The following is a 24,180-nucleotide window of genomic DNA, read 5'->3' on the forward strand; positions in this document are numbered from 1 at the left end:
ACTCCAAAACAAAAAGTGCCGAACAAAATCGGCACTTTGCAGTCGTCTAACCCGTGGTGTGATCACATGTGTTTCACACGACGTTTAACTTCTTCTTGCTTACCGAAGTTAAACGGACGCGCATCTGGGCTGCCTAGGTAGCCACATACGCGACGTGTCACTGAGACTTTCTTCGAGTCATGGTTGCCGCATTTAGGACAGGTGAAACCTTTGCTGGTACAGTCAAATTCACCGGTAAAACCACAGTCGTAGCATTCATCAATCGGTGTATTGGTGCCGTAGTAAGGAACGCGGCTATAGCTGTAATCCCAGACGTTCTCTAGCGCTTCTACGTTGCGCTGCATGTTCGGGAACTCGCCGTAACAGATGAAACCGCCACTTGCCAATTCAGGGTATGGCATTTCGAAATCAATCTTATCGTACGGGTTCACCTTCTTCTCCACATCAAGGTGGTAGCTGTTGGTGTAGTAACCCTTGTCAGTCACATGATCCAGCACACCGAATGCCTTGGTATCCAATGCACAGAAACGTGTGCATAGGTTTTCAGACGGCGTGCTGTACAGGCTATAGCCCCAACCGGTTTCTGATTTCCATTCCTCTACAGCATCTTTCAGGCGTTTAACAATGGCAATACCTTTCTGGCGCAGTTCTTCGCTGTCATAAATATGCTCACCGTTAGCACCATACAAGGCATTGATAGTTTCATGGATACCGATGTAACCCATAGAAATTGAAGCTCGGCCATTTTTGAAGATATCCAGCACTTCATCTTCTGGGTTCAGACGTACACCCAATGCACCTTCTGTATACAGGATCGGTGCTACACGAGCTTTCACGCCACGCAAGCGGTCAATACGTGTTTCCAATGCACGGCGAACCAGTTTCATACGGGCATCAAGGATCTCGAAGAACGTCGCTTCATCACCTTTTGCTTCAATCGCAATGCGCGGCAGGTTCAAACTCACCACACCCAGGTTGTTGCGGCCTTCATGTACTTCCTTGCCATTTTCATCAGTCCAACGGCCCAAGAAGCTGCGGCACCCCATAGGTGCCTTGAAAGACCCTGTAACTTCAACCACTTTGTCGTAGTTAAGGATATCTGGGTACATACGCTTAGACGCACACTCAAGCGCAAGCTGCTTCATATCGTAGTTCGGATCCGATGGCTTGTGGTTTACGCCATCTCGGATTGAGAACAACAACTTAGGGAAAACAGCCGTTTTCTTGTTTTTACCCAAACCTTCGATACGGTTTTGGAAAATCGATTTCTGAATTAGCTTCGACTCCCAGCTGGTACCCAAACCGAAATTCACGCTCAAGAATGGCGTTTGACCATTGCTAGAGAACAGCGTGTTGATCTCATATTCCAATGACTGGAATGCGTCATACACTTCTTTCTCTGTCAGTTTCTGCGCATACGCCTCTGGGTTTGGCACTTCCCACTCTTTGGCTGTCGCCAAATGCTTACGGTGGCTGGCTGTTACATACGGAGCCAACACCTCATCCAAACGGTTCAGCGTTGTACCACCGTATGTATGGCTGGCAACCTGCGCCACGATTTGCGCAGTTACCGCCGTCGCGGTCTGAATCGACTTCGGTGTATCAATTTCCGCATTACCCATACGGAAACCGTTAGTCAGCATATTTTCCAAGTCAACGATCATACAGTTGAACATTGGGAAGAATGGCGAGTAATCCAAATCATGGTAGTGGATTTCACCGCTTTCGTGCGCCTGTACAATATCACGAGGCAACATATGATGCTTCGCGTAATGCTTAGACACAATACCCGCCAGCAAGTCACGCTGGGTTGGAATTACCTTACTATCCTTGTTAGCGTTTTCATTGAGTAGGTCGGCATTGCTCTGCTCTACCAGACCGGTGATTTCCGCGCTCAAGGCACTTGCCTTTTCACGCTGAATATCACGATCATGTCGGTATTCAATATACGCCCGAGCAACCGCCTTGTGTGGACCTGTCATTAGATGATTTTCTACTGCATCTTGAATCGCGTGAATCTCCACTTCGTCGTGGTCAGCAAACTGCGACAGTACCTGCTCGGCCACTGACTCAGCATAGCTTTCTTCCATCACTTCTACAGATACGGCCGCGCTCAATACCGCCTCTTTAATACGCTTGGTATCAAATGGAAAACGGCATCCATCACGCTTAATCACAACAGGTTTCACACACGACTCCTACAAAATGACACTGTCACTAAACCACTATATATAGGGTTCAGTAAACAGGCAGAAACAATATGTGGGGTATTAGGCGAGAAATCGCAAAAGAAAACTTTGATCTAGATCAGATTTTAAATAAGAGCGAACAGGTTGCAACCGATGTTTTTGCCAATGTCTCAATTTGAAAAAATTCATCTAAAACCACCTTTCAAAGTCAACACTTTTATTGCATAAGATCACGAAAGAAACTCAAAATAACACTTGCTTTATGAGGGTCATATACACTAGGGTCAGAACAAATTTTCGAACCGATAGTGATATGGCTTTTCATTCCAGAAACGAACGAATCAACTACCGTGCTCAACAACTTTTGTACCAAGCTGCCCGCTGGGTTTCATGGTTATCACTCATGCTGCTTTTCTTTATGCTCACCAGCCTTTGGCTAAATAGCATTGAAGAAAGTCCTCCGTATATGCTCACCAGCTACCTGCTGTACGGTAGTCAGACACTCCTTGCAATTGGTGGCCTGCGATTATTTTCCGACCATACCCCACGGCCGCCGCCAAATTCACGAGCAGACAACGGGAAAAACAAGCTCATTCTTTTCGCCACCCTGTTTGGGTTAAGCTGGACAGCTTCAATCTTCCATCTCGCTTGGTTGGGTAATATCTTTACCAATGCGGAGATCCTCGCCGATCTCATCATAATGATGGCGCTTCTTGGCTTCTTTGCGTCTAAATCTGCAACATACATTGTTATTATCCCCGTACTCCTCGCCAGCACCTATGCCACCCTAAACCAAGGCGACGGCAGTGTTCTGCTTCCTGTACAAAAACTCATTGCAACCATACTTATTGTGTTCAGTGGCCGGCGTATCCTCTACCACTGGTTTATCAGCAATGTGAACAAAGAGCATGACAAACAGCTACTGATCGACCAGCTCGATCAGCTCGTCACCCGAGATCAACTTACCGGTATCCATAATCGACGCTTTTTTGAATATGAATTAGAAAAGGTGTTTTATATCAGCAAGCGGGACAACCAGCCGATGGCCTTGCTAATCATCGATATTGATCACTTTAAGCAATACAACGACACGTTTGGCCACCCTCAAGGTGATACCTGCCTAAAACAAGTAGCTACGATTTTAGAGGCGGCACTATTGCGCAAAAGTGATTCCGTTTCGCGGTATGGCGGCGAGGAATTTATCGTTATCTTGCCAAATACAGCCCCCGACGGCGCTTTGGCTGTCGCGCACCGCATCCACCAGCACATCGCAATGGCATCGATACCCCACCCAGCCAGTCAGACTGACGCCTTCGTCACGGTAAGTATTGGTTATGCCTCGATGAACGATGAAAAGATCAGTGCCAAGCTCCTTGAACGTGCAGATCTCAACCTCTATACAGCCAAACAAAGAGGTCGAAACCAGAGTGTCGGAGAAATTCAGGCAGAACCCAGACAGTACAGCCATGCACTATGAGAGATCTCGCTGTCATATTGACCTTACATGGCTTACCGTGCCCACCTCAATGGCGGGCGGGAGTTCATCCGTGCTGAGATAACATGAAATAACACACTCGTTCTGCTTCCTGCATATGGGTATATACTTGGTTAATTGTCGGCTGGGTAACCTGTTTATGCATCACGTTAGACGTTATCACTTTATCTTCGCCCTGTTTGCTAGCCTCTTTGCTTCTGGTGTCGGCAATGCTTTTGAGATCGCCACCATCCCCGAAGATAAATATACCGGTGATTTCAGCGTTATGCAGGATGTAGGTGTTATAAGGATATTAGTCGCCGCTGATCTCGGCTTCTATTACTTGGATAACGGCCAACCCAAAGGGATGGTTTCTGAGATGTTACTGCTGTTCGAAAAGTACCTACTAGAAACCACCAAACAACGGTTTCGGCTCCAGATCATTCCACTCCACCGTGATCAACTATTACCGGCCCTGCTCAACGGCGTCGGTGATATTGCTGCCGCCAACCTGACCGAAACAAAACGCCGCAAGAGAGTCGTCGACTTTAGCGTGCCAATATTGACAGATATCAGTGAATATTTCGTCACCCATACCTCTCATCCTCGAATACGTCATATTGAACAATTGTCAGAAAAGAGTGTCTGGGTCAGGGCGAGTTCTAGCTACTACCAAAGCGTACGCAAAATCAACCATCAACTTGAAAAGATCGACAAAGAGCCCATGTACGTACACTTTCTCGAGGAAACGTTGCAAGACTACGAGTTGTTGCAAATGATCCAGCAAGGCTTGATCCCCATGACTGTCATGGATTCTCACAAAGCAGAATTTTGGGATCTCGTTACCGACAATTTGCAGATCCATACCGAATTCCCTCTCCGAAAAAATGCCAGTATCGGCTGGAGCTTTCGCAAAGACAGTCCCCACCTAGCCAAGATCGTCAACGGGTTTATCGAAAAAAATCGCCGAGGCACCCTCAATGGCAATGTCATTTTCAACCGCTACCTCAATAGTAAGGCATGGTTCCAGAAGGTTGTCAGTCCCTCCAATATCAAGAAGTTCAAGTCGCTTGAAGACCGGTTTATCCACTATGGCGATATGTACAATATCAATTGGCTGATCATCGCAGCCCAAGCCTTTCAGGAATCACAGTTCGACCAGTCCAAGCGCTCCCATGCCGGTGCCGTCGGCATCATGCAAGTGCTTCCCTCTACAGCACGAGAGCCCTACATTAATGTTCGCAACATAGGCAAAATTGACAATAATATCCATGCTGGCGTCAAATATATGGACTACATACGGGAAAAATACGTGGCTGATGATGAAACCGACGAGTTAAACCAGCTTTATTTTGCCCTTGCCAGTTACAATGCCGGCCCCAATCGAATAAGAAGGATCAGAGGAGAAGCCGAAGAACGAGGCTACGATCCGACTAAATGGTTCAACAACGTGGAAATTCTTGTCAGAGAGCAAGTCGGTATGGAACCAATTACCTATGTCGGCAACATCAATCGCTACTTCACCATCTACAAGCAGATCTTTTCATTACAAAACGCCGCAGGGCAACGCAGCGCAAAAACACCTAACTTGAGGTTTCTACTAAGCCGCTAACGCCGCAACAAAAAAAGCCCTCTGTTACAACAGAAGGCTTATCGTTCGTCTTCGCTATCGCTAGCTGCTAAGTGCTGCCTGATTCGCCGACACCTTTCCCAAGGCCGTATCCTCTTCGCCGTTGTACATCCGGACATACTGCTCTGCAACATCTTGCCATTCAAAACGGCTCGCCATCGCATTTTGCTGCAATCGCTTAATTTCCTGAGGATTCTGGCAATATAGCAACAAGCTGCGCTGAAGCTTAATCAGCAACGCTTCAGGCGTTGGAGCCTTAAAGATAAAACCAGTTGCAACTTGAGGTGTCTGATCATAATCGATCACCGTATCCACCAGACCGCCGACGGCTCGGACAATAGGCAATGTACCATAAGCCAAGCTATAAATTTGATTCAAGCCACATGGTTCAAACTCAGAAGGCATCAAGAAGAAATCCGACCCAGCTTCGACACTATGAGCTAGCGGGTTATTGTACCCTTCAACAAAAGCCAGTTTCTCGGCATACTCCTCGCTCACATCACGCAGTGATTTCGCCAATACCGGATCACCACTTCCCAGAATAACAACCTGTACATTGTTAACCAGAAAATCGCGCAAGATGGGTAATAGATAGTGAATGCCTTTTTGCTCTGTCAGACGACAGACCATCCCGTATACGGGAACATCAACCACTGGCAAACCAACCTGCTGTTGAAGATCGCGTTTACACGCCTTCTTCCCCCTTGCCAAACTGACTTTGCTCGCCTTGAAGTTCTGCTTGATATACGGATCCGTTTCAGGATTCCAATCACCATAATCACAACCATTAACGATACCATAGAGATCAGCCGCGCGTTGCTGGAAATCAGCAGCCATACCGTGCGAACCCAATTCCGTTAACAGCTCGGCGGCATAATTGGGACTGACAGCATTCACTTTGTCTGCATATGCAACCCCAGCTTTCAGCATACTGATATGCGAATGATCCTGCTCAAGCTGAAGATAGCGGCGCTGAATCAATTCAGGGATCAGGCTATATTGGTCATAATTAAAGACCCCTTTGAATACCGCGTTGTGAATCGTAATCACACTCTTGGCCTCTGCAAAGAAAGCGCTATTGGCATAACGGGTTCTAAGCAAGAAAGGCACTAACCCCGTATGCCAATCATTACAATGGACAACATCTGGCTGGAAGGCCACTTTCTCACATAAATCCAGCGCCGCAGCACTGAAAAACGCGAAACGCTCGCCGTTATCTTGATAACCAACATTTTCTTCGGCATACAGTGCCGGACGATCAAAATAAACCGGGGCATCAACACTATAAACCGTAACATCGCCGCTATGGAGTTGATGAACTCGGTAATCCACACTTTTAGGCTGAGTTTCAACACACAAGGTGGTTTCCAGCAATTGGACCGATTCAGCGCTCTCTTTGATCTGGCGGTAAAACGGCACAACGATACGTACGTCATGCCCTTGTGCTTTTAGCGCGGCAGGCAAAGACTTCGCCACATCCGCCAAGCCCCCTGTTTTCACCAACCCATCAACTTCTGAAGCAACAAAAAGGATTTTCAGAGGGTTAGAAGTCGATTTTTTCTTAGTAACCAATTTTCGCTCCTTTCGGTATCACGACAATTCCATCGTCTGACACATGGTACTTCTTGCGGTCTTCTTCCAAATTCTCACCAATCACGGTGCCTGGAGCTATCTGCACATTCTTGTCGATAATCGCACGACGTATAGAGCAATTTGCCCCAATCTTCACATCACCTAAAATGATTGATTCCGTTATCGTAGTGCAGTGATCCACATTGGTACGGAAACCCAACACTGACTTATGTACACGGGCGCCTCGAATATAGCTCCCTGCCGAAATCATACAGTTATTGATATCAACCTTACACTCATCACTATCAAGCACTGTCGCTGGTGGCAATGGCGGATAATAGGTATGCAACTGCCACTGGCTGTTATACAAAGAAAATGGTGCATCTTCGGCCAGCAAGTCCATATGGGCCTGCCAGTATGACTCTATCGTACCGACATCACGCCAGTAACCCGCAGATTTCTCACCAGGAATCACATTAGTCGTAAAGTCGTAGACAAACACTTTGCCCTGTGGGAACAGTTTAGGAATAATGTCCTTGCCGAAGTCATGGCTAGATGACTCGTTCAATGCGTCTTCTTCCAACTCTTTACACAGCACATCGGTTTCAAAAATATAATTGCCCATTGAAACCAATGCAGATTCGGGATCACCTGGGATGGCTTTAGGATTGGCTGGTTTTTCTTCGAAGCCCACCATACAACCCTGTTCATCGACTTCAATAACACCAAACGCACTCGCTTCGCTCAATGGCATACGCAGTGCGGCTACAGTTAGGTGGGCCTGTTTTTCAATGTGAAAATCAAGCATCTGCTTCACATCCATTTTATAGATATGATCACTACCAAAAATACACACCTGATCCGGTTCTTCTAGCTCGACAAACCGTAAATTCTGATAAATCGCATCAGCAGTGCCGTCATACCAACGTTTACCCATCCTCATCTGAGCGGGTATTGGATCGATAAAACGCCCCGTAATCCCCGAAACGTTCCAGCCTTTCTTCATATGCAAATACAAAGATTGCGACTTGAACTGGGTTAACACGTAAATTTTCATCAAATCCGCATTAAGAAAATTGTTCAACGCGAAATCAATGAGACGGTAACTGCCACCAAATGGCACTGCAGGCTTCGTACGCGTATCTGTTAATGGACGTAAGCGTGACCCTTCGCCACCTGCCAAAATCATTCCTAAAACACCAGCCATGGTGTACCTCCGTGTTAATAAGCAACCGTAGACATATATATCATATGAGCATGCCTATTGAGAATGCCCCAAGCAGAAAAAATGTTGATTTTTTTCGAAAATAACCACAATAACAAATAACTCAAATAGCATCAGGGCATACAAGCAAACAATTGCCGCCAGGCGGTAACATTGATGGGTAACTGGTAACATCGCTACCACTGGTAATTTATCACCCCATCACACATTAACTCCCCCCACCACAGAAAAGAGGCGTGACTCTCTCCTCCCTCAGTCTACTCCCCCAAATGGTCACCAAGAGATGAATACTTTTGCACCGCCAATCGCTAGACTCCAACCGTTCAAACTAAGGAGAGTTCTCGTGACACACCCAGCCATGACTAACCATCAATCACCTGCAACCAACGTGATTCTTCATGCTTTTGACTGGCCTTACGGCGATATCGCCAAACATGCCGCAGCTATTGCCCGAGCTGGATTCAAGGCGGTATTGGTTTCTCCACCGATGAAATCCCACAAGAGCGACCGAGGCACGCCTTGGTGGCAACGCTATCAACCTCAAGATTACCGCGTCATCGACAACCAGCTAGGAAATACCGATGACTTCAAGGCAATGATCCAATCGCTAAACCAGAATGGACTGCACACCTATGCCGATGTTGTATTCAACCATATGGCCAATGAATCATCGATCCGGGATGATCTTTCCTACCCATCATCAGCAACCATTGCCGAGTACCAAGCACAGGCAGATTACGTTGAAAAAATAAAACTCTACGGTGATTTATCCCAACCGATTTTCACTAAGTCCGATTTTGTCACCGCGTTCCCGATCAAAAACTGGCGAAGCCCGTGGGAAGTTCAGCATGGACGTATTAGTGGGGGGAATACCGACCCGGGGTTGCCTACGCTAAGAACGAATGACAATGTAGTAAAACAACAACAAAATTACCTAAACGCCCTAATGCAATTAGGCATAAAAGGCGTGCGGATCGATGCTGCAAAACACTTAACTATCGATCACATTAATAGACTATGGGGTAACCAGATTCCTGACGGGCTGCATATTTTTGGCGAGATCATTACTGATGGTGGAGCAAGCAAAGAAGAGTACAACCTCTTTCTTGCCCCCTATTTACAACATACCCCCCTCGGAGCCTATGACTTTCCTTTATTCCACACCATTTACAATGTGCTAGAAAACAAAGCACCAATGGCCGATCTGAGCAATCCATATTCGGTGGGTGAAGCGCTCGCGTATGACAGAGCAATAACCTTCGCGATCACTCACGATATCCCCAATAACGCAGTGTTTCTTGAACAAGTCATGTCAGAAACAAACGAATACCTCGCCTACAGCTACATTCTGGGCCGTGACGGAGGGGTACCGCTGATATACAGCGACCTAAACACCAGCAATATCGTTAACAGCCAAGGTAATCCACGATGGCAAAACAGTTGGCAGAACCCTGCTCTACAGGGAATGATCGCCTTCCACAACAGAATGCATGGGTTGCCGATGGCAATCATGGAGGTGGGTATCGACCACTTGGTATTCAGCCGTGGCGATGAAGGGATTGTCGCTATCAACCGTGGTGATATCGCGCTCAAGATAACGTTGCCCGAAGGGCAATACTACGAATTTATATCAGGTACGCCGTTAATGGTAACGAATACAACAGGCAGTGTAGTGCTGGCAGCCAAACAAGCAATGATGCTATGCCGCTCCCCACACCACTAAAGGCAAAGCCGTGGTAGGCCTATTTATTCAGTAACCACGGCTTTCTTATTGATACTTCCGACCCGGTTCAAACAGAGGCCTCTGCTGGATATACAAAGGATGTAGAGGTCAGTCACGCTCAACCGATAGAATTCTACCGCTAAACAAATCTAACTCTACCTCCACACGCATCCCATCAGGATTTCGCGCCTCAATCTCTATCTCATGGTCATCTTGTTCAACTTTGATTTTACGAAAATCATAATACCCCTCGGCCTGCAACATACGCATCGCCTTAGGTACAGTCAGTGCTGGCGCTGACGGCGGCTCAACCGGATCAGCGTGAGCAGACATTGCCATGATTGACCCCATCACCAGTCCCATAATGGCTATATTACTTTTCATGGCTGCTCCTGCATTTCCCAAAACATATCGCTATCATATCAGAACAAGCAAACTATCCCTTGCACGACAAGATTAACGTGAAGGCAGTCACGATACTATTCTTACCCGTACATCATACTGAGATAAAACTCTCATTTTCAGCATAATACCTGTTCGAATAAGTATCTGGCCTATCCGCGAGAATTAAAACAACAAGACAGGGTACTTAATTACCGATCCCTTTACCGCAACGTGTCCCACAGCGCAAACTGGCAGGGTTTCCACTAAGATATTTCTATCAGCCAGCCTTAGAGACAAGAACATGCCGTCACGTTACCGGACAGAAAAAGACAGCATGGGCGAGATCCAAGTCCCGACCGATGCGCTTTACCAAGCACAAACACAACGTGCAATAGAAAACTTCCCGCTCAGTGGCATTCCTCTCCCAACACGGTTTATCCATGCCGTCACCTACATAAAACAGGCTGCCGCTCGAACAAACATGGATCTCGGACTTATTGATAATATCAAGGGACACGCCATTATCGACAGTTGCCAGTCAATCTTAGAGGGCCAGTACTGCGACCAATTTCCCGTCGATGTCTTCCAAACCGGTTCTGGTACAAGCACCAATATGAATGTCAACGAAGTCATCGCAACCTTGGCAAATAGGATCGCCCCACTCGCAATCAGTGCCAACGACGATGTCAATATGAGCCAGAGCAGTAACGATGTGATTCCCACAGCAATCCAAGTGAGTGCCACATTGGCATGCCACCAGTGCTTAATCCCCGCCTTAGAACACTGCAAGACAGTAATCGCCAATAAAATCGCGGCTAATCAAGAAAAAGTAAAAACAGGCCGAACACACCTGATGGATGCAATGCCGATCACCTTCGCCCAAGAACTCGAAGGCTGGTTTACACAACTCGACAAAGCCCAATTGGGGATTTGCCACAGCCTTGAAACGCTACGCGGCCTTGGTCAAGGCGGTACTGCGGTAGGTACAGGCATCAATGCGTCACCTGAATTTGCCATCAATTTTGCCAACAATATTTCTGTTTCGACTGAGATTGAATTTCATGTCAGTGACAGTTTTTTTTATACTATCAGCAGCCAAGACGCCGCGGTTTCCCTATCGGGGCAACTCAAAACAACCGCTGTCGCGCTGATGAAAATATCCAATGATTTACGCTGGATGAACTCAGGGCCACTGGCTGGGCTTGCCGATATCCAATTACCGGCGCTACAGCCAGGTTCATCCATTATGCCTGGCAAAGTGAATCCCGTGATCCCCGAAGCCACCGCTATGGTTGCCGCACAGGTTATCGGCAACGACGCAACAATCACCGTAGCAGGCCAATCGGGTAATTTTCAGCTTAATGTCATGCTACCCGTCATTGCCTATAATCTACTGCAAAGCATTGAGTTATTGTCCAATGCCTTGACCACTCTCGCCGACAAGGCCATTGCTGGTTTCACCGTGAACGATGCGCATATTCAGCATTCACTATCCAAAAATCCAATTCTGGTTACAGCGCTTAATCCAATTATTGGTTACTTGAAAGCAGCAGAGATTGCTAAAAAGGCATATAGAGAACATAGAGACATTCTCGATGTAGCAGAAGAGGAAACGACATTGAGCAAAGAAGAGTTGCTAGCATTGCTCAATCCCAAAATGCTTACACAAGGAGGTGTGATTGGGAAAAAGTAACCCTACTCAGAAAATAGCCGCAACTAAAATCGTGAAGCATTACACCGCAGACAAAGCAAACTTAATCGCCAGATTGACAAACAGCTGTTGCTCTGAGTCTTCAGCTACTGTGTCCACGACAGCCGGACGACCAATATAATACCCCTGAAGGTAATCCGCCTCTAACGCTTGCGCGTTAGCGAAATCGACCGCATCTTCAACCCCCTCAATAAGTACCTTAATACCCATGCTCTTCGCCAGAACAATGGCATCTAATAAAGGGGCTTTCCTTCCCAAGCGATACTGTTGCAACAACGAACGATCTGTTTTCATGATATTAGGGCAAAGCGCTCTGACCCGCTGCTCTGACGACCCATCCACCCCATAGTCATCGATAGCCAGCTTTAAACCCGCAGCTTTCAGAGTGCCTGTCGCCACGGCTAATTGCTCGTCGCTGTCATAATGATGCTCCAATATCTCGAAATAAACATGACCCGCAGGGATACCCAATTGCTGAATACGAGGAATAAGCACTGAATTCGTCGAATTTTGGTGTTCACTGTCCATCAACGCCGATGGCGTCATGTTTAGGAACAGGTATGATGAAGGGTAAAGGGTGGCAAAATTCCTAAGGTGAATTACTCTGGCCAAACGATCAATATTTATCATATCCGGTGACGGAGGCCGGTATGATTTGAAAACCTGCCCAGTATCAAGAACACGGCCAGTTTTGTCTTCTAGACGTAATAATGCTTCATAGCCAAATAACTCCCCTTTTCGAGTTACAATAGGCTGAAATGCACTTTTTAAATCATATTGAAGATAATTAGCTTGGTGTCCAAATTCTGTATGCACTAAATATCTTTCAAGCTCCTCTCGTGTCCTTAATATTTTGCTCACTGGTTGAAATCCATTAACACAGGTATTTCAACCATAACGGGATAATTTTTGTTATAAATAAAGTAAATTCAACATTACAATTCAAGTCACACTTTTATAATGCTATTGCGTAAAATTAATTCATTATATCGACGCAAAATGGCTTATTAACATTTATCTTAACCATCACAGCGTCAATTTTCCGACTATCTCAGCGATGCCCTCTACATGATTGCCACAACCGCTCCTTCTCGGCAGTGACTAGTGCGATCAAGATCAAATAAAGGTAGAATGCCCCGTCTGCCTCACGGCATCCCCATTAGCAACTAACCGGTAAACGTCACACTATCATGCACTCGCCAGAACATTGCTTTACCCCGTTCAAAGCCTCTCTTGAGAATATTGAACTACCTGAACGTTTCACTTTTCCGTTCTACTACGAACCTCATCCGATCAGCCTGCTGGCAGCCCAAGAATTGCAGCAACATCTGCAGACACAAACAGACTGGGAGCACAACTTTGGCCTAGAGGGAAAGACTGAAACCGCTATCGGAAAAATGTTTGGGGTGCTTGTAGTAAAAAATAAACTCGGCGAATTAGGTTACTTGTCTGCGTTTTCAGGGAAAATGGCCGATAAAAATCTGTTGCCTGGCTTCGTCCCCCCTGTTTTTGACATGCTAAGAGAAGGCAGCTTCTTCCTTGATGGGCAGGATAAGATCAATATGATCAATGCCCAGATCAAAGCCCTAGAAGCCGATCCTCTGCGTAGCCAATTAATGGCCAACGTGAAAGAAACACGTCATCAGGCAGAGACGTCACTCGCCACACACCGAAGCATGATGGTAGAAAACCGCAAAAATCGCAAAATGCAACGCGCGGCCAGTGCCGAGATGAGTGTAGATGATCGCAATGAACTGAAAAAGCAGCTGAGCCAACAGAGTGTGGTGGAAAAATTGCAACTACGCGATCTAAAACTGCATTGGGAAGCAGAGCTTGCCAGAGTCACTGCTGAGCTAGATGCACTCGAAAATAACATTACCCCTCTGAAACAAGAGCGCAAGACCCTATCGGCCACCTTGCAGAAGCAGTTATTCGCCCAGTATCGCTTCCTCAACATTCGCGGTGAAGAAAAAGACCTTCGTGAACTGTTTGCCAATACCACCGCCGTTATCCCACCAGCGGGGGCCGGCGAGTGCGCTGCACCGAAACTGCTGCACTACGCATTCAAGTTCGGGTTCGAACCCATTGCACTGGCCGAATTCTGGTGGGGATCCTCACCTAAATCAGAAATTCGCCGCCACCAGCATTACTATCCTGCCTGTCAGGGGAAATGCCAGCCTATTCTAAGTCATATGCTAGAAGGTATGCAGGTTGATGAAAACCCACTACTGACCAATCCAGCAGAAGGTAAACAGGTAGAAATTATCTACCAAGACGAAGACATGGCCGTCGTCAACAAACCAGCCGAATTTCTCTCAGTGCCGGGCAAAACCATTGAAGACTCGGTATACCTGCGCATGAAGCAGCATTTCCCGCAAGCGACTGGGCCTCTGATTGTCCACCGTCTGGATATGTCCACATCCGGCCTGATGGTAATAGCTATTACCAAACGCGCCAACAAAAGCCTCCAACGGCAATTTATCCAACGTACCGTCCAAAAGCGCTACTGTGCCCTGATTGATGGCGTTCTCGAGCAAGACTCCGGGATCATCAACTTACCGATGCGAGGCGATCTTGATGACCGCCCTCGCCAGCTAGTATGTTTCGAGCACGGAAAGCCAGCCGAAACCAAATGGGAAGTCATTGCCCGCACAGAGACCCACACCAAAGTTCACCTGTATCCGAAAACAGGCCGAACCCACCAACTTCGAGTACACTGTGCCCACCATCAGGGCTTGAATATGCCTATCATCGGTGATGATCTCTACGGGGTTAAGGCCAATCGACTGCACCTGCATGCCGAAACCCTTGAGCTTGAGCATCCTATTACCCATGAGCCAATGCGTTTCAGCGTCGAGGCTGATTTTTAACAACAGCCTCCCTGGCGAACCTTAATATAGAAGAAACCACCAACAAAAAAGCCCCGCCTAAATCTGCTTCAGGCGGGGCTTTTTTCTTTAATTTGGCGAGAAACTACTAGGCTGCAGCCGTTTCAGTTTCTTCTTTCTTATTTGTCAGTAACTTATAAGACATAATGCCGATAACTAACGCTTTGATGATCATCATCTGCGGGTTACCGTAGTAACCGACCATGCCAACAAAACCAGAGATAAGCATCAATACGCGATACTTACGCAAACATGTCATATACATGGCTACCAGAATCACGGCTAAATCAGCAAACTGGAAACCGACCGTCAAACTCGGTTCGGCAATAAAAGATGACACCGCTGTATAAAAGATATAACCGATCCCGACAGTCATCATCGCCGCAAGCACAAACAGTAACTCACGCGATACATTCATGAAATCCTTGGCATATCGGTAAGCATTAATACTCGCGACAGAAAGATTCAGAATCACCTTTGCGTGCCATCCCATCAATACCGCCCAAACGATATCATTCGCTGATGAGCCAAATGCGGCAAAGCGAGTCGCCTTCATGCTATTGAAAATAGTCAAGGAAATATAGAAAGCAACACTGCTCCAACCCAATGCTTCTGTAATAAGTTCCATTACGTAAACCTGTCGGAAAAAAGATGTGCCAGATAGTAATGGTGAAAGCGCTCTGGTACAAGCAACAATTCATCTCCCTAGCCACTCTTTACCAGCAGTAAATCCCGCGAAATACCCAAGCAACATAACCGCCATCCGTATCACCCTGCCACCTTGACGTTGGAATTATGACACCATCACATTTCATCACAGCGCACCTCCCCAAATAAACCTCAATGAGTCACCGCAAACCCAAAAATACACACCTGAATAGCCCGCGACGTCAAAAAAACATCACAAAGAATATAATATTTCACATTACCCCTATTGCATCAGGTAGATACCTTGGACGTATAATGCATCAACAAAACAGAATCCGGGAAACGTCATGAAAAGCAAAGGTTTTACTTTAATCGAATTAGTCGTTGTCATCGTCCTCATCGGTATTCTTGCCGTCGTTGCAGCACCGCGCTTCTTGAATATTCAAAATGATACACGCACTGAAGTCTTGAAAAATTTGGCGGGCTCAATCATGTCTGCTACGGGCTCGGCCTACGGTAAATTGGCAATAGACGGTTTAGAGCACTACTCATATGTCTCCAACCGCCCAATCACTGACGGCAACGGCATTCAAGCCGACATTCCCATTGCTGGCTGTGAGATTGGCGCATCCGGATATTGCGTCTTCCGCTACGGGTATGCCGATGCCGATCCAATGACCATCAGCAACCTTGTCAAAGGCGTTGAATTCCGACGTGGCGACGGCGGCGATTTCGCCTCTATATATGGTCACCTACCGGGTGAGCAGCACATGTCATACATCACGTTCAAAGACAACATCAAAGACCTGGGCGATCAGATGGAAGAACTGAAAACCAACCAGTGCTATATCAAATATGCGTCAGCACGAGAAGACGGGGATCTTCCAACCATTGAGGTGGTACCGTGTAGCTGATTCCCCCATCTTCCACAGGATTCAACGTACATCTTATTTTAAATTGCGAATACCCCAAGCTGCCTTCGGGTGGCTTGGTTGTTTGGTTTTGCTTATCGCTACAATAAGAAAAATCGAATACAAAAAAGAAAACCAGCAGCGTATTCTTACCTGATGATAATGACATGGGGATAATATGAAGATTGAAAACAGCCGGGCATTGATTGTAGAAGGCGGAGCCATGCGCGGCATCTTTGCCAGCGGTGTACTCGATGCCTTCATGGATGCCAATTTCCAACCCTACGATTTTGCCATCGGTGTATCGGCTGGCGCATCTAACTTATTAGGCTACATCGCCAACCAGCCAGGACGCAGCTACCACGTCATTACCGAGCTGGCTACCCAAAAGAAATTTTTCAGCCCTGCCCGTTTTATCAAAGGCGGCGATCTTGTTGACATTCAATGGTTATGGACCGAGGCAAATAAACAATTTCCCATCGACCAAACCGATGTCTTCCACTCGATCCCGTTTTGGGCAACCGTCACAGATGTTCGAACCGGCAAAGCCAATTACCACAGGATCAGCCCGGCGAATATCCAAGATGCAATGATCGCAACAGCCGCATTACCCATTGCCTTTAAGCACCCACCATGCTTTTCTGGCGGCTGCTATACAGATGGTGGTGTTGCCGACTCTATACCGGTAAAAGAAGCGTATCGCCGAGGTGCACGTGATATTACCGTCATTTTGTCGCACCCCCTCAATTACCAAATGCCGAAGGCTCGGCATCCGTGGCTCATCAACAAGCTGCTGACACCTTATCCCAAAATCGCTGATGCGATGGCCCACCGGGCCGATAACTACAATGCATCACTGGCGTTTATCCGCAATCCACCAGAAGGGACGATTGTCAGAGTTATTGCCCCACCAGATATGTTTTCAGTCAAACGGCTAACGATGGATACCAAACAACTCAACGAGGGTTATATCATGGGAATGGAAGCTGGCAGGCAGCACATCGCCGCCCTGTCTGGCAAACATGGGCTGTCAGACGAAAATTGCCACTTCTGCCTATAAGCCACGCCCGCTAGCCAATGATTCTCACAGATAAAACAAAGGCCACTATGGTAGTGGCCTTTGTCAGTATCTATGTACTAGGAACCGTCACAAGCAAAGAAAATGCTTACGATCTCCTCACTTCACCAAGGATCATCTAGTCTTTGGGGATCGTACTAAGCGCATCAAGCGGCAACCAATTCACCGTTACGCCAGCCTGCTGGAACATTTCCTCACTGATTTGAATTTTTTCACCCCAGCGAGACAAAAAATCTTCCGTTTGTTCAGGGCAATGCACGGTCGCAATACCTGTCTGGATAATTTTCGCAGCACAGTTCGGGCAAGGGAAATGCGTTACCCAAATATCACACCCAGCTAAATCACGCTTGGCAAACAAAATCGCATTCTCTTCGGCATGCAATGTTTTGAGATATTTCATATCGCGATCATCTGTCGCGGCGCTATCGGATATACCATGTGGGTAACCATTGAAACCCACCGACACAATACGGTTCCCCTGAGTAATGACCGCCCCTACCTGAGTGGATGGGTCTTTACTCCAAGAGCCCACCAACTCGGCCATTTGAAAAAAGCGCACAGCCCACTTAGATATCATCTTTTTTACCTATTGTTATTTATTTATGCCATTTTGCATAACTTCCTGCCTTCCCTCAACCCCCTATACTCAATCACCGCTTGTAAAATCGAGGAATCACGACCTAACCCAGACGATGGTCTATCCTTTCGTATAGCCTGAACACCTTGACGGCACACCGCCAATAAGAGCGCGGAGCCGCCAACAATCACGTATCGAGAGGAGCCCATGGTCAAAGCATTACTCGTTCTAACCAGCCACGGTGCAATGGGAGAAACCGGTACCCAGACCGGTTTCTGGTTATCCGAACTCACCCATCCCTACTTCGCTTTGCGAGATCAAGGCATTCCTGTCGATATCGTCTCTATTCGTGGTGGCGAAGTCCCTGTTGATCCCAAGAGCTGGGACGAAGAGGACAATAACAATGCACGTTTCCTGGCCACTCCCGAACTTGTCGACAGCCTAAAAAACAGCACGGCCCTGTCTTCTCTCTCGCCATCTGAATATCAGGCGATTATATTTGCTGGTGGGCATGGCACAATGTGGGATTTCCCCGACAATGAACCGCTTCAACGAGCAGCCATCACCATTTACCAACAAAACGGGATTATTGCCGCGATCTGCCACGGCCCTGCGGCATTGGTCAATCTAAAATACGCCAACGGTGACCATCTCATCGCCAACAAGCGTGTCACCGGTTTCACCAATGAAGAAGAAGACGCCATAGGCCTGACAGGAGTTGTCCCCTTCTTACTTGAAGATCAGCTAAAGATGGCCAATGCCCATTTTGTCAAAGCCGACCCTTGGTGCGAAAACGTCGTGGTCGATGGCAAACTGATCACTGGACAGAACCCACAATCCGCTTATGCCGTAGGTGAAGCCGTTGCAGAATTACTGTTAGAATAGCTTTTTGCTCAGCTACTTAACCATAGGAAGCACAATGGAATATCTACATACCATGGTTCGCGTTAGTGATCTCGAGGCGTCGCTGGATTTCTACTGCAACAAACTCGGCCTGATTGAAACCCACCGCAAAGACAGTGAAAAAGGGCGATTCACCTTGGTATTTCTCGCCGCGCCACTCAATGTCGATACCGCAAAGACGGCGATGTCTCCGCTTATCGAACTGACCTACAACTGGGAGCCGGAAAGCTATACTGGCGGCCGAAACTTTGGCCATCTGGCGTTTCGCGTTGACGATATCTACGCATTGTGCAGCCACCTTCGCGCCAATGGCGTTACCATCAACCGTCCACCTCGCGATGGCCACATGGCTTTTGTCCGCTCTCCTGACGGTATCTCTATCGAATTGCTACAAAAAGGCGAGCCGCTAGCGCTTGCCGAACCTTGGCTATCGATGGAAAATACCGGCGAATGGTAACAATGCGCCAGGCCATCCTCAGCGGCTGAGGATGGCCGATTCTCAGCAAAGAAGACACAATGGGTTAGAAATAATATGAAAGTCCCACCTCTACATAATTATCCCTGCGCAAACCATAAACAGGATCACGCTCGTCATCAGCATCAAAATACCACGCGTTGATATTCCAACGCCAAGCACTCCCCAAACGGCTTGATGCCTCTAACCGTGCTGTCTGTGAACGAGCATCATCCAAATCTTGACTCACCCCAAACAACACTTCCGTGCCTGCTATATCATTGAGAGCCCAGCGCACGCCAGCAAAAATATCATTTTGACCAACAACCGAGGCTTGCTTCTCCCTGCTATCATAAAGATATTCGGCCAGTACCCCGACATCCCAAGCCGTATCGGCCACACCCACATAGGTATACTCAAACCCCGCCGTCACGGCACTATGATCGTCCAGACTAAACCGTCGAAGCGCCTCTAGCTTCCACAGCCAATCCCCCCACAATCCTTGCAAATCCACACTCAGCTGATCCATCTGAGCATAAAAAGGCACTAGGGGCCGCTGCCAATCACTACCCTCAACCAAGAAATAAGGATCTCGGCTCGTACCGTGAAAATAACTCAGCCCAATATCCCATACATCCCAGCTCACGCTATAACGGGCAGCCAAATCAACATGCTTTTTCCCCCGTGACGATTCATAGCGCGCCTCATCAGTGTTCACCCCTGCAACCGTCAGCCGCCCATCAGATCCTGCAAACGTCCTCTCGCGAAAGTACGGCAGCACAAACAACTCCCACACCCCCAGATCAGCCAAATAAGCAAAATGCACCATTGGCTGCCCCAATTTTGCCTCGCCATCAACCGACTCAACCGCATCGGTTTGGTTAATCACATCAACCAAATGCTGAGATTCCGTTACCCCCCAGAAAACCTTGCCGATCCCTGCCCGCAATTCCAACCGCTCGCCATAATAGGCATAGATCGCTTCTCGCAGATCAATATGGCTTCTTTCATTATCCATCGCATCCCAGCGGGCAAACGGTACAAGGTTAACGCTCTGCGTACCCTGCCCCCACTCCCAATACCATTCGGGTTCAATAACCACTGAAGGCTGTACGGTGTCTTGCCCGTGAGTACCGGTTGCAAAGAACTGGCGGTGTTCAACCGCAAGCCGACCTCTCATCTCCTGCGGTAGCCACGTTGCTTCTCCTGCGGCCTGTGCTACTAGCGGTTGGGTAAACGCTATCAATGCCGAGAGCCAATACCCCTGTCGTGACATCCCCATCACCTACCTCGACCGCTTCAGACTTTGCTGGCTAAAATCTCTATCGGTAAGCCCGGTATTGAACATTAGCTGGTGGGTGCTCAGTACCGTTTCTTTGCCTGTCTGGTGGTTGACCATCGTCATCTTGTGAGCACGCCAGTACTTGCCGAGATACTGCTGGTACTGCGAGAAGATCAATGTTTTCAACAATGCTTTGCGGCGATCATAAAACTCCATTTTCAGCGGACGGTAGTGGGTCTTATCCAGCCACACTAACTGGCGGGTATAGCCGGAATATTGATCGGTTGGGATCTGCTCGATTAAATAGGTCGACTCCCCTGCTACCGTTTCGTCACCAAGATAATTGAAGGTATATTTCTCCAACTCGAATGAGCTGAGATCCTCATAGGCAAATTCACTGCCCATAAACGGGCCCGACTTATTGCGAGAAGAAATCCGCTTCACCCGTTTCAAGGCTGGCATATATAGCCACTGATCATCAGCCTTATGGGTATGGGAGTAATTGAGAAACGCCGTGCCCTTAACGTCACGGGGCTCATCAAATACCGTCAACCCTTTATCGCCATCCCCATCAACCTCTAGGCTCTTTATTCTCAGCTTTCGATCACTGGTCTCCCCCTGGGCATTTTTCAGCAACATGCTCAGCTCTGAAATCGAGTCTCCCCATCCAATGTCTCTCGCTTTGCGCTCCTTGGCTATAGCCAGTCCCTGATCGATACCCGTCACTTGCTGGGCGATAACCGGCATGGCAAATAACATACCAATCACACTCAACCACACTATTGGGTTCCACATTTGAGCTCTCCTTCCTGTCTTATATCTTCATTCCATCACCTGCGAGTAACATCGCCACCCGCAGGGCTGATACAGTATCTATAGCGACGCAACTAACGCCGGCTTGTCCTTTTCGGTTTCGCCTTGATAGGCCTTGCGGTCAAACATCAACAGCAACGCTGGCAACAAGAAAAAATCAACGATCAATGCCACCATAATGACCAGCGCACTGAGCTGCCCCAAATCTGAATTCAGCCTAAAGCTCGACATCCCAAGCACGCTAAAGCCAGCCACCAGCACCACGGTCGTGATCCACAGTGCTCGTCCAACAGTGCCGAAGGCATAGCGAATCCCGCCTTCCGCATCGTGCCCTTGTCGCCGTGCATGTTGGTATTTAGTAAGAAAATGGACGCAATCATCGACCACAATCCCCAGAGTCAATGTCACCACCACCGACAGCCCGAGGTTGATCTCGCCGGATATCAACGCCCAGATCCCAAAACCAACCACCGCCGGAACCAGATTCGGCACCAAACTGATCAACCCCAGCCGCAGCGAACGCAACGCCACAATCAGCAAGATAGAAATCAGCACCAAGGCAATCGGCAAGGTCTTCAACATACTCGCCATATTCACCTCACCAATATGAGAGAACATCAATGTCGGACTCGACGCTACCACGTCATATTGAGGCGCATTGTCGGCAAACCATTGGTAGATCCGCGCCTCCAGCGCCACCATTTCCTTGCTATTGAGGTTTTCCGTGGTCAGCACTAGCTTGACCGAGGACTTGTCGATATTGATTTCATTATTCAAATCAAGCCCATATGGCAGGGACATCTCGTAAAGCAACATATATTGCGCCGCCAAGTCCTGCTCATTCGGCAGGCGATATTGCTTACTATCATCGCCATGCATGTTCATATTCAAGCGCCGGTATGTATCGGCCAAGCTGGCAACATGATCCGTTTCGGGTTGATCCCGTAACCACCGCGTAAATCCATCCAGTGTCTTGATAAAGGCGGGGCTATTCATCCCCTGAGGCTGACCTGATTTCACCGCGATACTGATATTGTTCATCCCGCTGATATTGGCCGCCATAAAATCAGCAGCCTGACGGAAGCTATTGCTCGTATCAAAATATTCGACCGAATCATCCTCGATTTTGTTTTGCACCATCAGAAAGGCACTCGCCACAACCACTACCAATGAAACCGGCAAAATCAGGCGGTGAAAGCGGATCACCACATTGGCAAAGCGATCAAGAGCACGCGGGGTGGATGATTGGGGGTGTGGGCTGATTCGCAGCGGCAAAAGCATCATCAGTGACGGCAGCACCGTGAGCACCAACAACAATGCCAGCATGACCCCCAACGCTGACAACGTTCCCATATCACGCAGAACTGGCGAATCAGAAGCATTCATCATCATGAAACCAACAGCGGTTGTCACCGAGGTGATCAGCAATGCCGTAAAATTGGCGCTCAGGCTATGGGCTATCGCCTCGCGCTTTGCCATACCCTGTCGCATCGACTGATACACCGCCGAGAGAATATGAACGCAATCCGCAACCGCCAGTGTCATGATCAACGTCGGAACATTCACACTCCCAGTATCCAAATAATGCCCACTCCATCCCAAGATCCCTAGTGTCGCGGCAACCGTCGCTATAATCACCAGAAAGGTGGCAAACACACCCGACACAGTGCGTAGCATCAGCCCGAGAAACAACAAAATAATCAAAAGCATAAAAGGAATAAGCGTCGTACTGTCGATCTGGGCGGCTTCGGCAAACGCCGCATTCAGGGCAATCACCCCACCGAGATGAAAAGTCACTGCGGGATAATCAGCCTGATACTGCACGATCAACGCATCAATGAAATGTTTGATTTCCTGCACTTGCTGTGTCTGGTTGCCAGCTGGCATGTTCAAGGTAATATTGACCACTGCCACCTTGCCCGAACGGGAAATCAAGGCATCACGCAGGCGAGGTTCAGCCAATGCAATGTCTTTTACATAGGCAATTCGAGCCTCAGTGAACGGATACAGATCCAGCAACAGATCTTCCACCAGCAAATCATCGCCATCGGCAGAGGTATGCTGGTAGTTAGCGATTGAATCAACTCGACTGGAATAAGGAGTCTGCCATGCTGATTCAGTGAGATCCCTGACCAAATTCAGATGTTCAGGTGTGAATATTGAATCCTGCACCGCCACCACAACAGCTAATGAGTCTGTTTTGGTGAATGTGGCTTCTATTTCTTTGAATGCCGCCAACTGCGGATTGTCGGCATCAAAAAAGATCTGATAATCGCCCCGGAAAAATAAATTTTTACTGCCAAATGCCGCAAGTACCACCAATACCAGCGGCATCAACAGCACCAACTTGGGATACCAAACTGGCATGTGCAAAAGTTTACGTTTCATCACTTTCTCCATTTGTGACGTACCGTGTTATGCCCAGCCATCACAACCACACTCGTGAAAGCATAAGCGGTTTGGCAACAAGTCCTGCTCCCTCTTGTCACCGCCAAATATTGACGATTTGTCACAAATGAAGATAAAAAAACCATTCAACAAATGGTTATTTATATTTATGACGAACCGTCAAAATTGACCTTTCGTCATGTTAGCGCAAAAAACAATCACAACAAGTACATTTTGGCCGTATACTCAAATTCGGAAGAAAGCTCGGTAGTTACTCTCAACACAGCGTCATTCAGAGTGATTAATGAATAAATATGGTGGGAATTCAGT

Annotated in this window: 19 protein-coding genes; 9 read left to right on the forward strand and 10 right to left on the reverse strand. The window is 47.7% G+C overall.

Annotation, left to right across the window (positions count from 1 at the left end; all coding sequences use genetic code 11):
* Positions 1-62 precede the first annotated feature (62 nt).
* Positions 63-2,189, reverse strand: a complete 2,127-nt coding sequence (gene nrdD, locus ACSF8X_RS20685; RefSeq protein ID WP_047878275.1) for an anaerobic ribonucleoside-triphosphate reductase — start codon at positions 2,187-2,189, stop codon at positions 63-65.
* Positions 2,190-2,502: 313 nt separating this feature from the next.
* Here nrdD and ACSF8X_RS20690 point away from each other — a divergent pair, with 313 nt between their 5' ends.
* Entirely contained in the window at positions 2,503-3,666 is a 1,164-nt protein-coding gene (locus tag ACSF8X_RS20690; protein ID WP_500851293.1) for a GGDEF domain-containing protein, read from the forward strand.
* 157 nt (positions 3,667-3,823) lie between these two features.
* Positions 3,824-5,275 (forward strand): MltF family protein, encoded by a 1,452-nt coding sequence (locus tag ACSF8X_RS20695; protein WP_047878297.1) that lies wholly within the window; start codon positions 3,824-3,826, stop codon positions 5,273-5,275.
* Positions 5,276-5,335: 60 nt separating this feature from the next.
* On the opposite strand, the gene glgA is transcribed toward ACSF8X_RS20695, so the two are convergent.
* Both glgA and glgC read right to left on the reverse strand, forming a co-directional pair.
* Complete coding sequence (gene glgA / locus ACSF8X_RS20700) at positions 5,336-6,865, reverse strand: glycogen synthase GlgA (protein ID WP_047878278.1); 1,530 nt, start codon at positions 6,863-6,865, stop codon at positions 5,336-5,338.
* Positions 6,855-8,072: a glucose-1-phosphate adenylyltransferase gene (gene glgC, locus ACSF8X_RS20705; RefSeq protein WP_500851294.1), complete on the reverse strand. Its 1,218-nt coding sequence runs from the start codon at positions 8,070-8,072 to the stop codon at positions 6,855-6,857. Before glgC ends, glgA begins: the two co-directional genes overlap by 11 nt.
* 376 nt (positions 8,073-8,448) lie before the next feature.
* Here glgC and ACSF8X_RS20710 point away from each other — a divergent pair, with 376 nt between their 5' ends.
* Positions 8,449-9,813 (forward strand): alpha-amylase family glycosyl hydrolase, encoded by a 1,365-nt coding sequence (locus ACSF8X_RS20710; RefSeq protein ID WP_500852139.1) that lies wholly within the window; start codon positions 8,449-8,451, stop codon positions 9,811-9,813.
* 108 nt (positions 9,814-9,921) lie between these two features.
* On the opposite strand, the gene ACSF8X_RS20715 is transcribed toward ACSF8X_RS20710, so the two are convergent.
* Positions 9,922-10,197 carry a PepSY domain-containing protein gene (locus ACSF8X_RS20715; RefSeq protein ID WP_047878281.1) on the reverse strand — a complete coding sequence of 92 codons (276 nt, stop codon included), beginning with the start codon at positions 10,195-10,197 and terminating at the stop codon, positions 9,922-9,924.
* 301 nt (positions 10,198-10,498) lie between these two features.
* On the opposite strand from ACSF8X_RS20715, the gene ACSF8X_RS20720 reads away from it, so the two are divergent.
* Entirely contained in the window at positions 10,499-11,890 is a 1,392-nt protein-coding gene (locus ACSF8X_RS20720; protein ID WP_500851295.1) for a class II fumarate hydratase, read from the forward strand.
* A gap of 39 nt (positions 11,891-11,929) precedes the next feature.
* On the opposite strand, the gene ACSF8X_RS20725 is transcribed toward ACSF8X_RS20720, so the two are convergent.
* Positions 11,930-12,769, reverse strand: a complete 840-nt coding sequence (locus ACSF8X_RS20725) for an EAL domain-containing protein (RefSeq protein WP_053062412.1) — start codon at positions 12,767-12,769, stop codon at positions 11,930-11,932.
* Positions 12,770-13,098: 329 nt separating this feature from the next.
* On the opposite strand from ACSF8X_RS20725, the gene ACSF8X_RS20730 reads away from it, so the two are divergent.
* A complete protein-coding gene (locus ACSF8X_RS20730; protein ID WP_500851296.1) occupies positions 13,099-14,778 on the forward strand; it encodes an RluA family pseudouridine synthase in 1,680 nt (559 codons plus the stop codon).
* A gap of 106 nt (positions 14,779-14,884) precedes the next feature.
* On the opposite strand, the gene ACSF8X_RS20735 is transcribed toward ACSF8X_RS20730, so the two are convergent.
* On the reverse strand, positions 14,885-15,424 hold the full coding sequence (locus tag ACSF8X_RS20735) for a hypothetical protein (RefSeq protein ID WP_047880371.1): 540 nt from the start codon (positions 15,422-15,424) through the stop codon (positions 14,885-14,887).
* A gap of 367 nt (positions 15,425-15,791) precedes the next feature.
* Here ACSF8X_RS20735 and ACSF8X_RS20740 point away from each other — a divergent pair, with 367 nt between their 5' ends.
* Both ACSF8X_RS20740 and ACSF8X_RS20745 read left to right on the forward strand, forming a co-directional pair.
* The gene (locus ACSF8X_RS20740) at positions 15,792-16,358 is read left to right on the forward strand and encodes a type II secretion system protein (protein ID WP_500851297.1); all 567 of its coding nucleotides are present in this window, start codon (positions 15,792-15,794) and stop codon (positions 16,356-16,358) included.
* Between the two features lie 175 nt (positions 16,359-16,533).
* Positions 16,534-17,415 carry a patatin-like phospholipase family protein gene (locus tag ACSF8X_RS20745; RefSeq protein WP_047880373.1) on the forward strand — a complete coding sequence of 294 codons (882 nt, stop codon included), beginning with the start codon at positions 16,534-16,536 and terminating at the stop codon, positions 17,413-17,415.
* A 136-nt stretch (positions 17,416-17,551) separates the two neighbouring features.
* On the opposite strand, the gene ACSF8X_RS20750 is transcribed toward ACSF8X_RS20745, so the two are convergent.
* The gene (locus tag ACSF8X_RS20750) at positions 17,552-18,010 is read right to left on the reverse strand and encodes a dCMP deaminase family protein (RefSeq protein ID WP_047880374.1); all 459 of its coding nucleotides are present in this window, start codon (positions 18,008-18,010) and stop codon (positions 17,552-17,554) included.
* Positions 18,011-18,217: 207 nt separating this feature from the next.
* Between ACSF8X_RS20750 and ACSF8X_RS20755 the strand changes: the two genes are divergently transcribed.
* Both ACSF8X_RS20755 and ACSF8X_RS20760 read left to right on the forward strand, forming a co-directional pair.
* Positions 18,218-18,895: a type 1 glutamine amidotransferase domain-containing protein gene (locus ACSF8X_RS20755; RefSeq protein ID WP_500851298.1), complete on the forward strand. Its 678-nt coding sequence runs from the start codon at positions 18,218-18,220 to the stop codon at positions 18,893-18,895.
* 34 nt (positions 18,896-18,929) lie between these two features.
* Positions 18,930-19,370, forward strand: a complete 441-nt coding sequence (locus ACSF8X_RS20760; protein ID WP_500851299.1) for a VOC family protein — start codon at positions 18,930-18,932, stop codon at positions 19,368-19,370.
* Positions 19,371-19,434: 64 nt separating this feature from the next.
* Here the strand turns inward: ACSF8X_RS20760 and ACSF8X_RS20765 are convergent, their stop codons facing one another.
* The 3 genes from ACSF8X_RS20765 to ACSF8X_RS20775 all read right to left on the reverse strand — a co-directional run bounded on the left by ACSF8X_RS20765 (position 19,435) and on the right by ACSF8X_RS20775 (position 23,850).
* Positions 19,435-20,643, reverse strand: coding sequence for a hypothetical protein (locus ACSF8X_RS20765; RefSeq protein WP_500851300.1), 1,209 nt, complete (start codon positions 20,641-20,643; stop codon positions 19,435-19,437).
* A gap of 9 nt (positions 20,644-20,652) precedes the next feature.
* The gene (locus tag ACSF8X_RS20770; RefSeq protein WP_500852140.1) at positions 20,653-21,408 is read right to left on the reverse strand and encodes an outer membrane lipoprotein-sorting protein; all 756 of its coding nucleotides are present in this window, start codon (positions 21,406-21,408) and stop codon (positions 20,653-20,655) included.
* A 114-nt stretch (positions 21,409-21,522) separates the two neighbouring features.
* The gene (locus ACSF8X_RS20775) at positions 21,523-23,850 is read right to left on the reverse strand and encodes an efflux RND transporter permease subunit (protein ID WP_500851301.1); all 2,328 of its coding nucleotides are present in this window, start codon (positions 23,848-23,850) and stop codon (positions 21,523-21,525) included.
* Positions 23,851-24,180 lie beyond the last annotated feature (330 nt).

Source organism: Photobacterium panuliri (genome assembly GCF_059920555.1).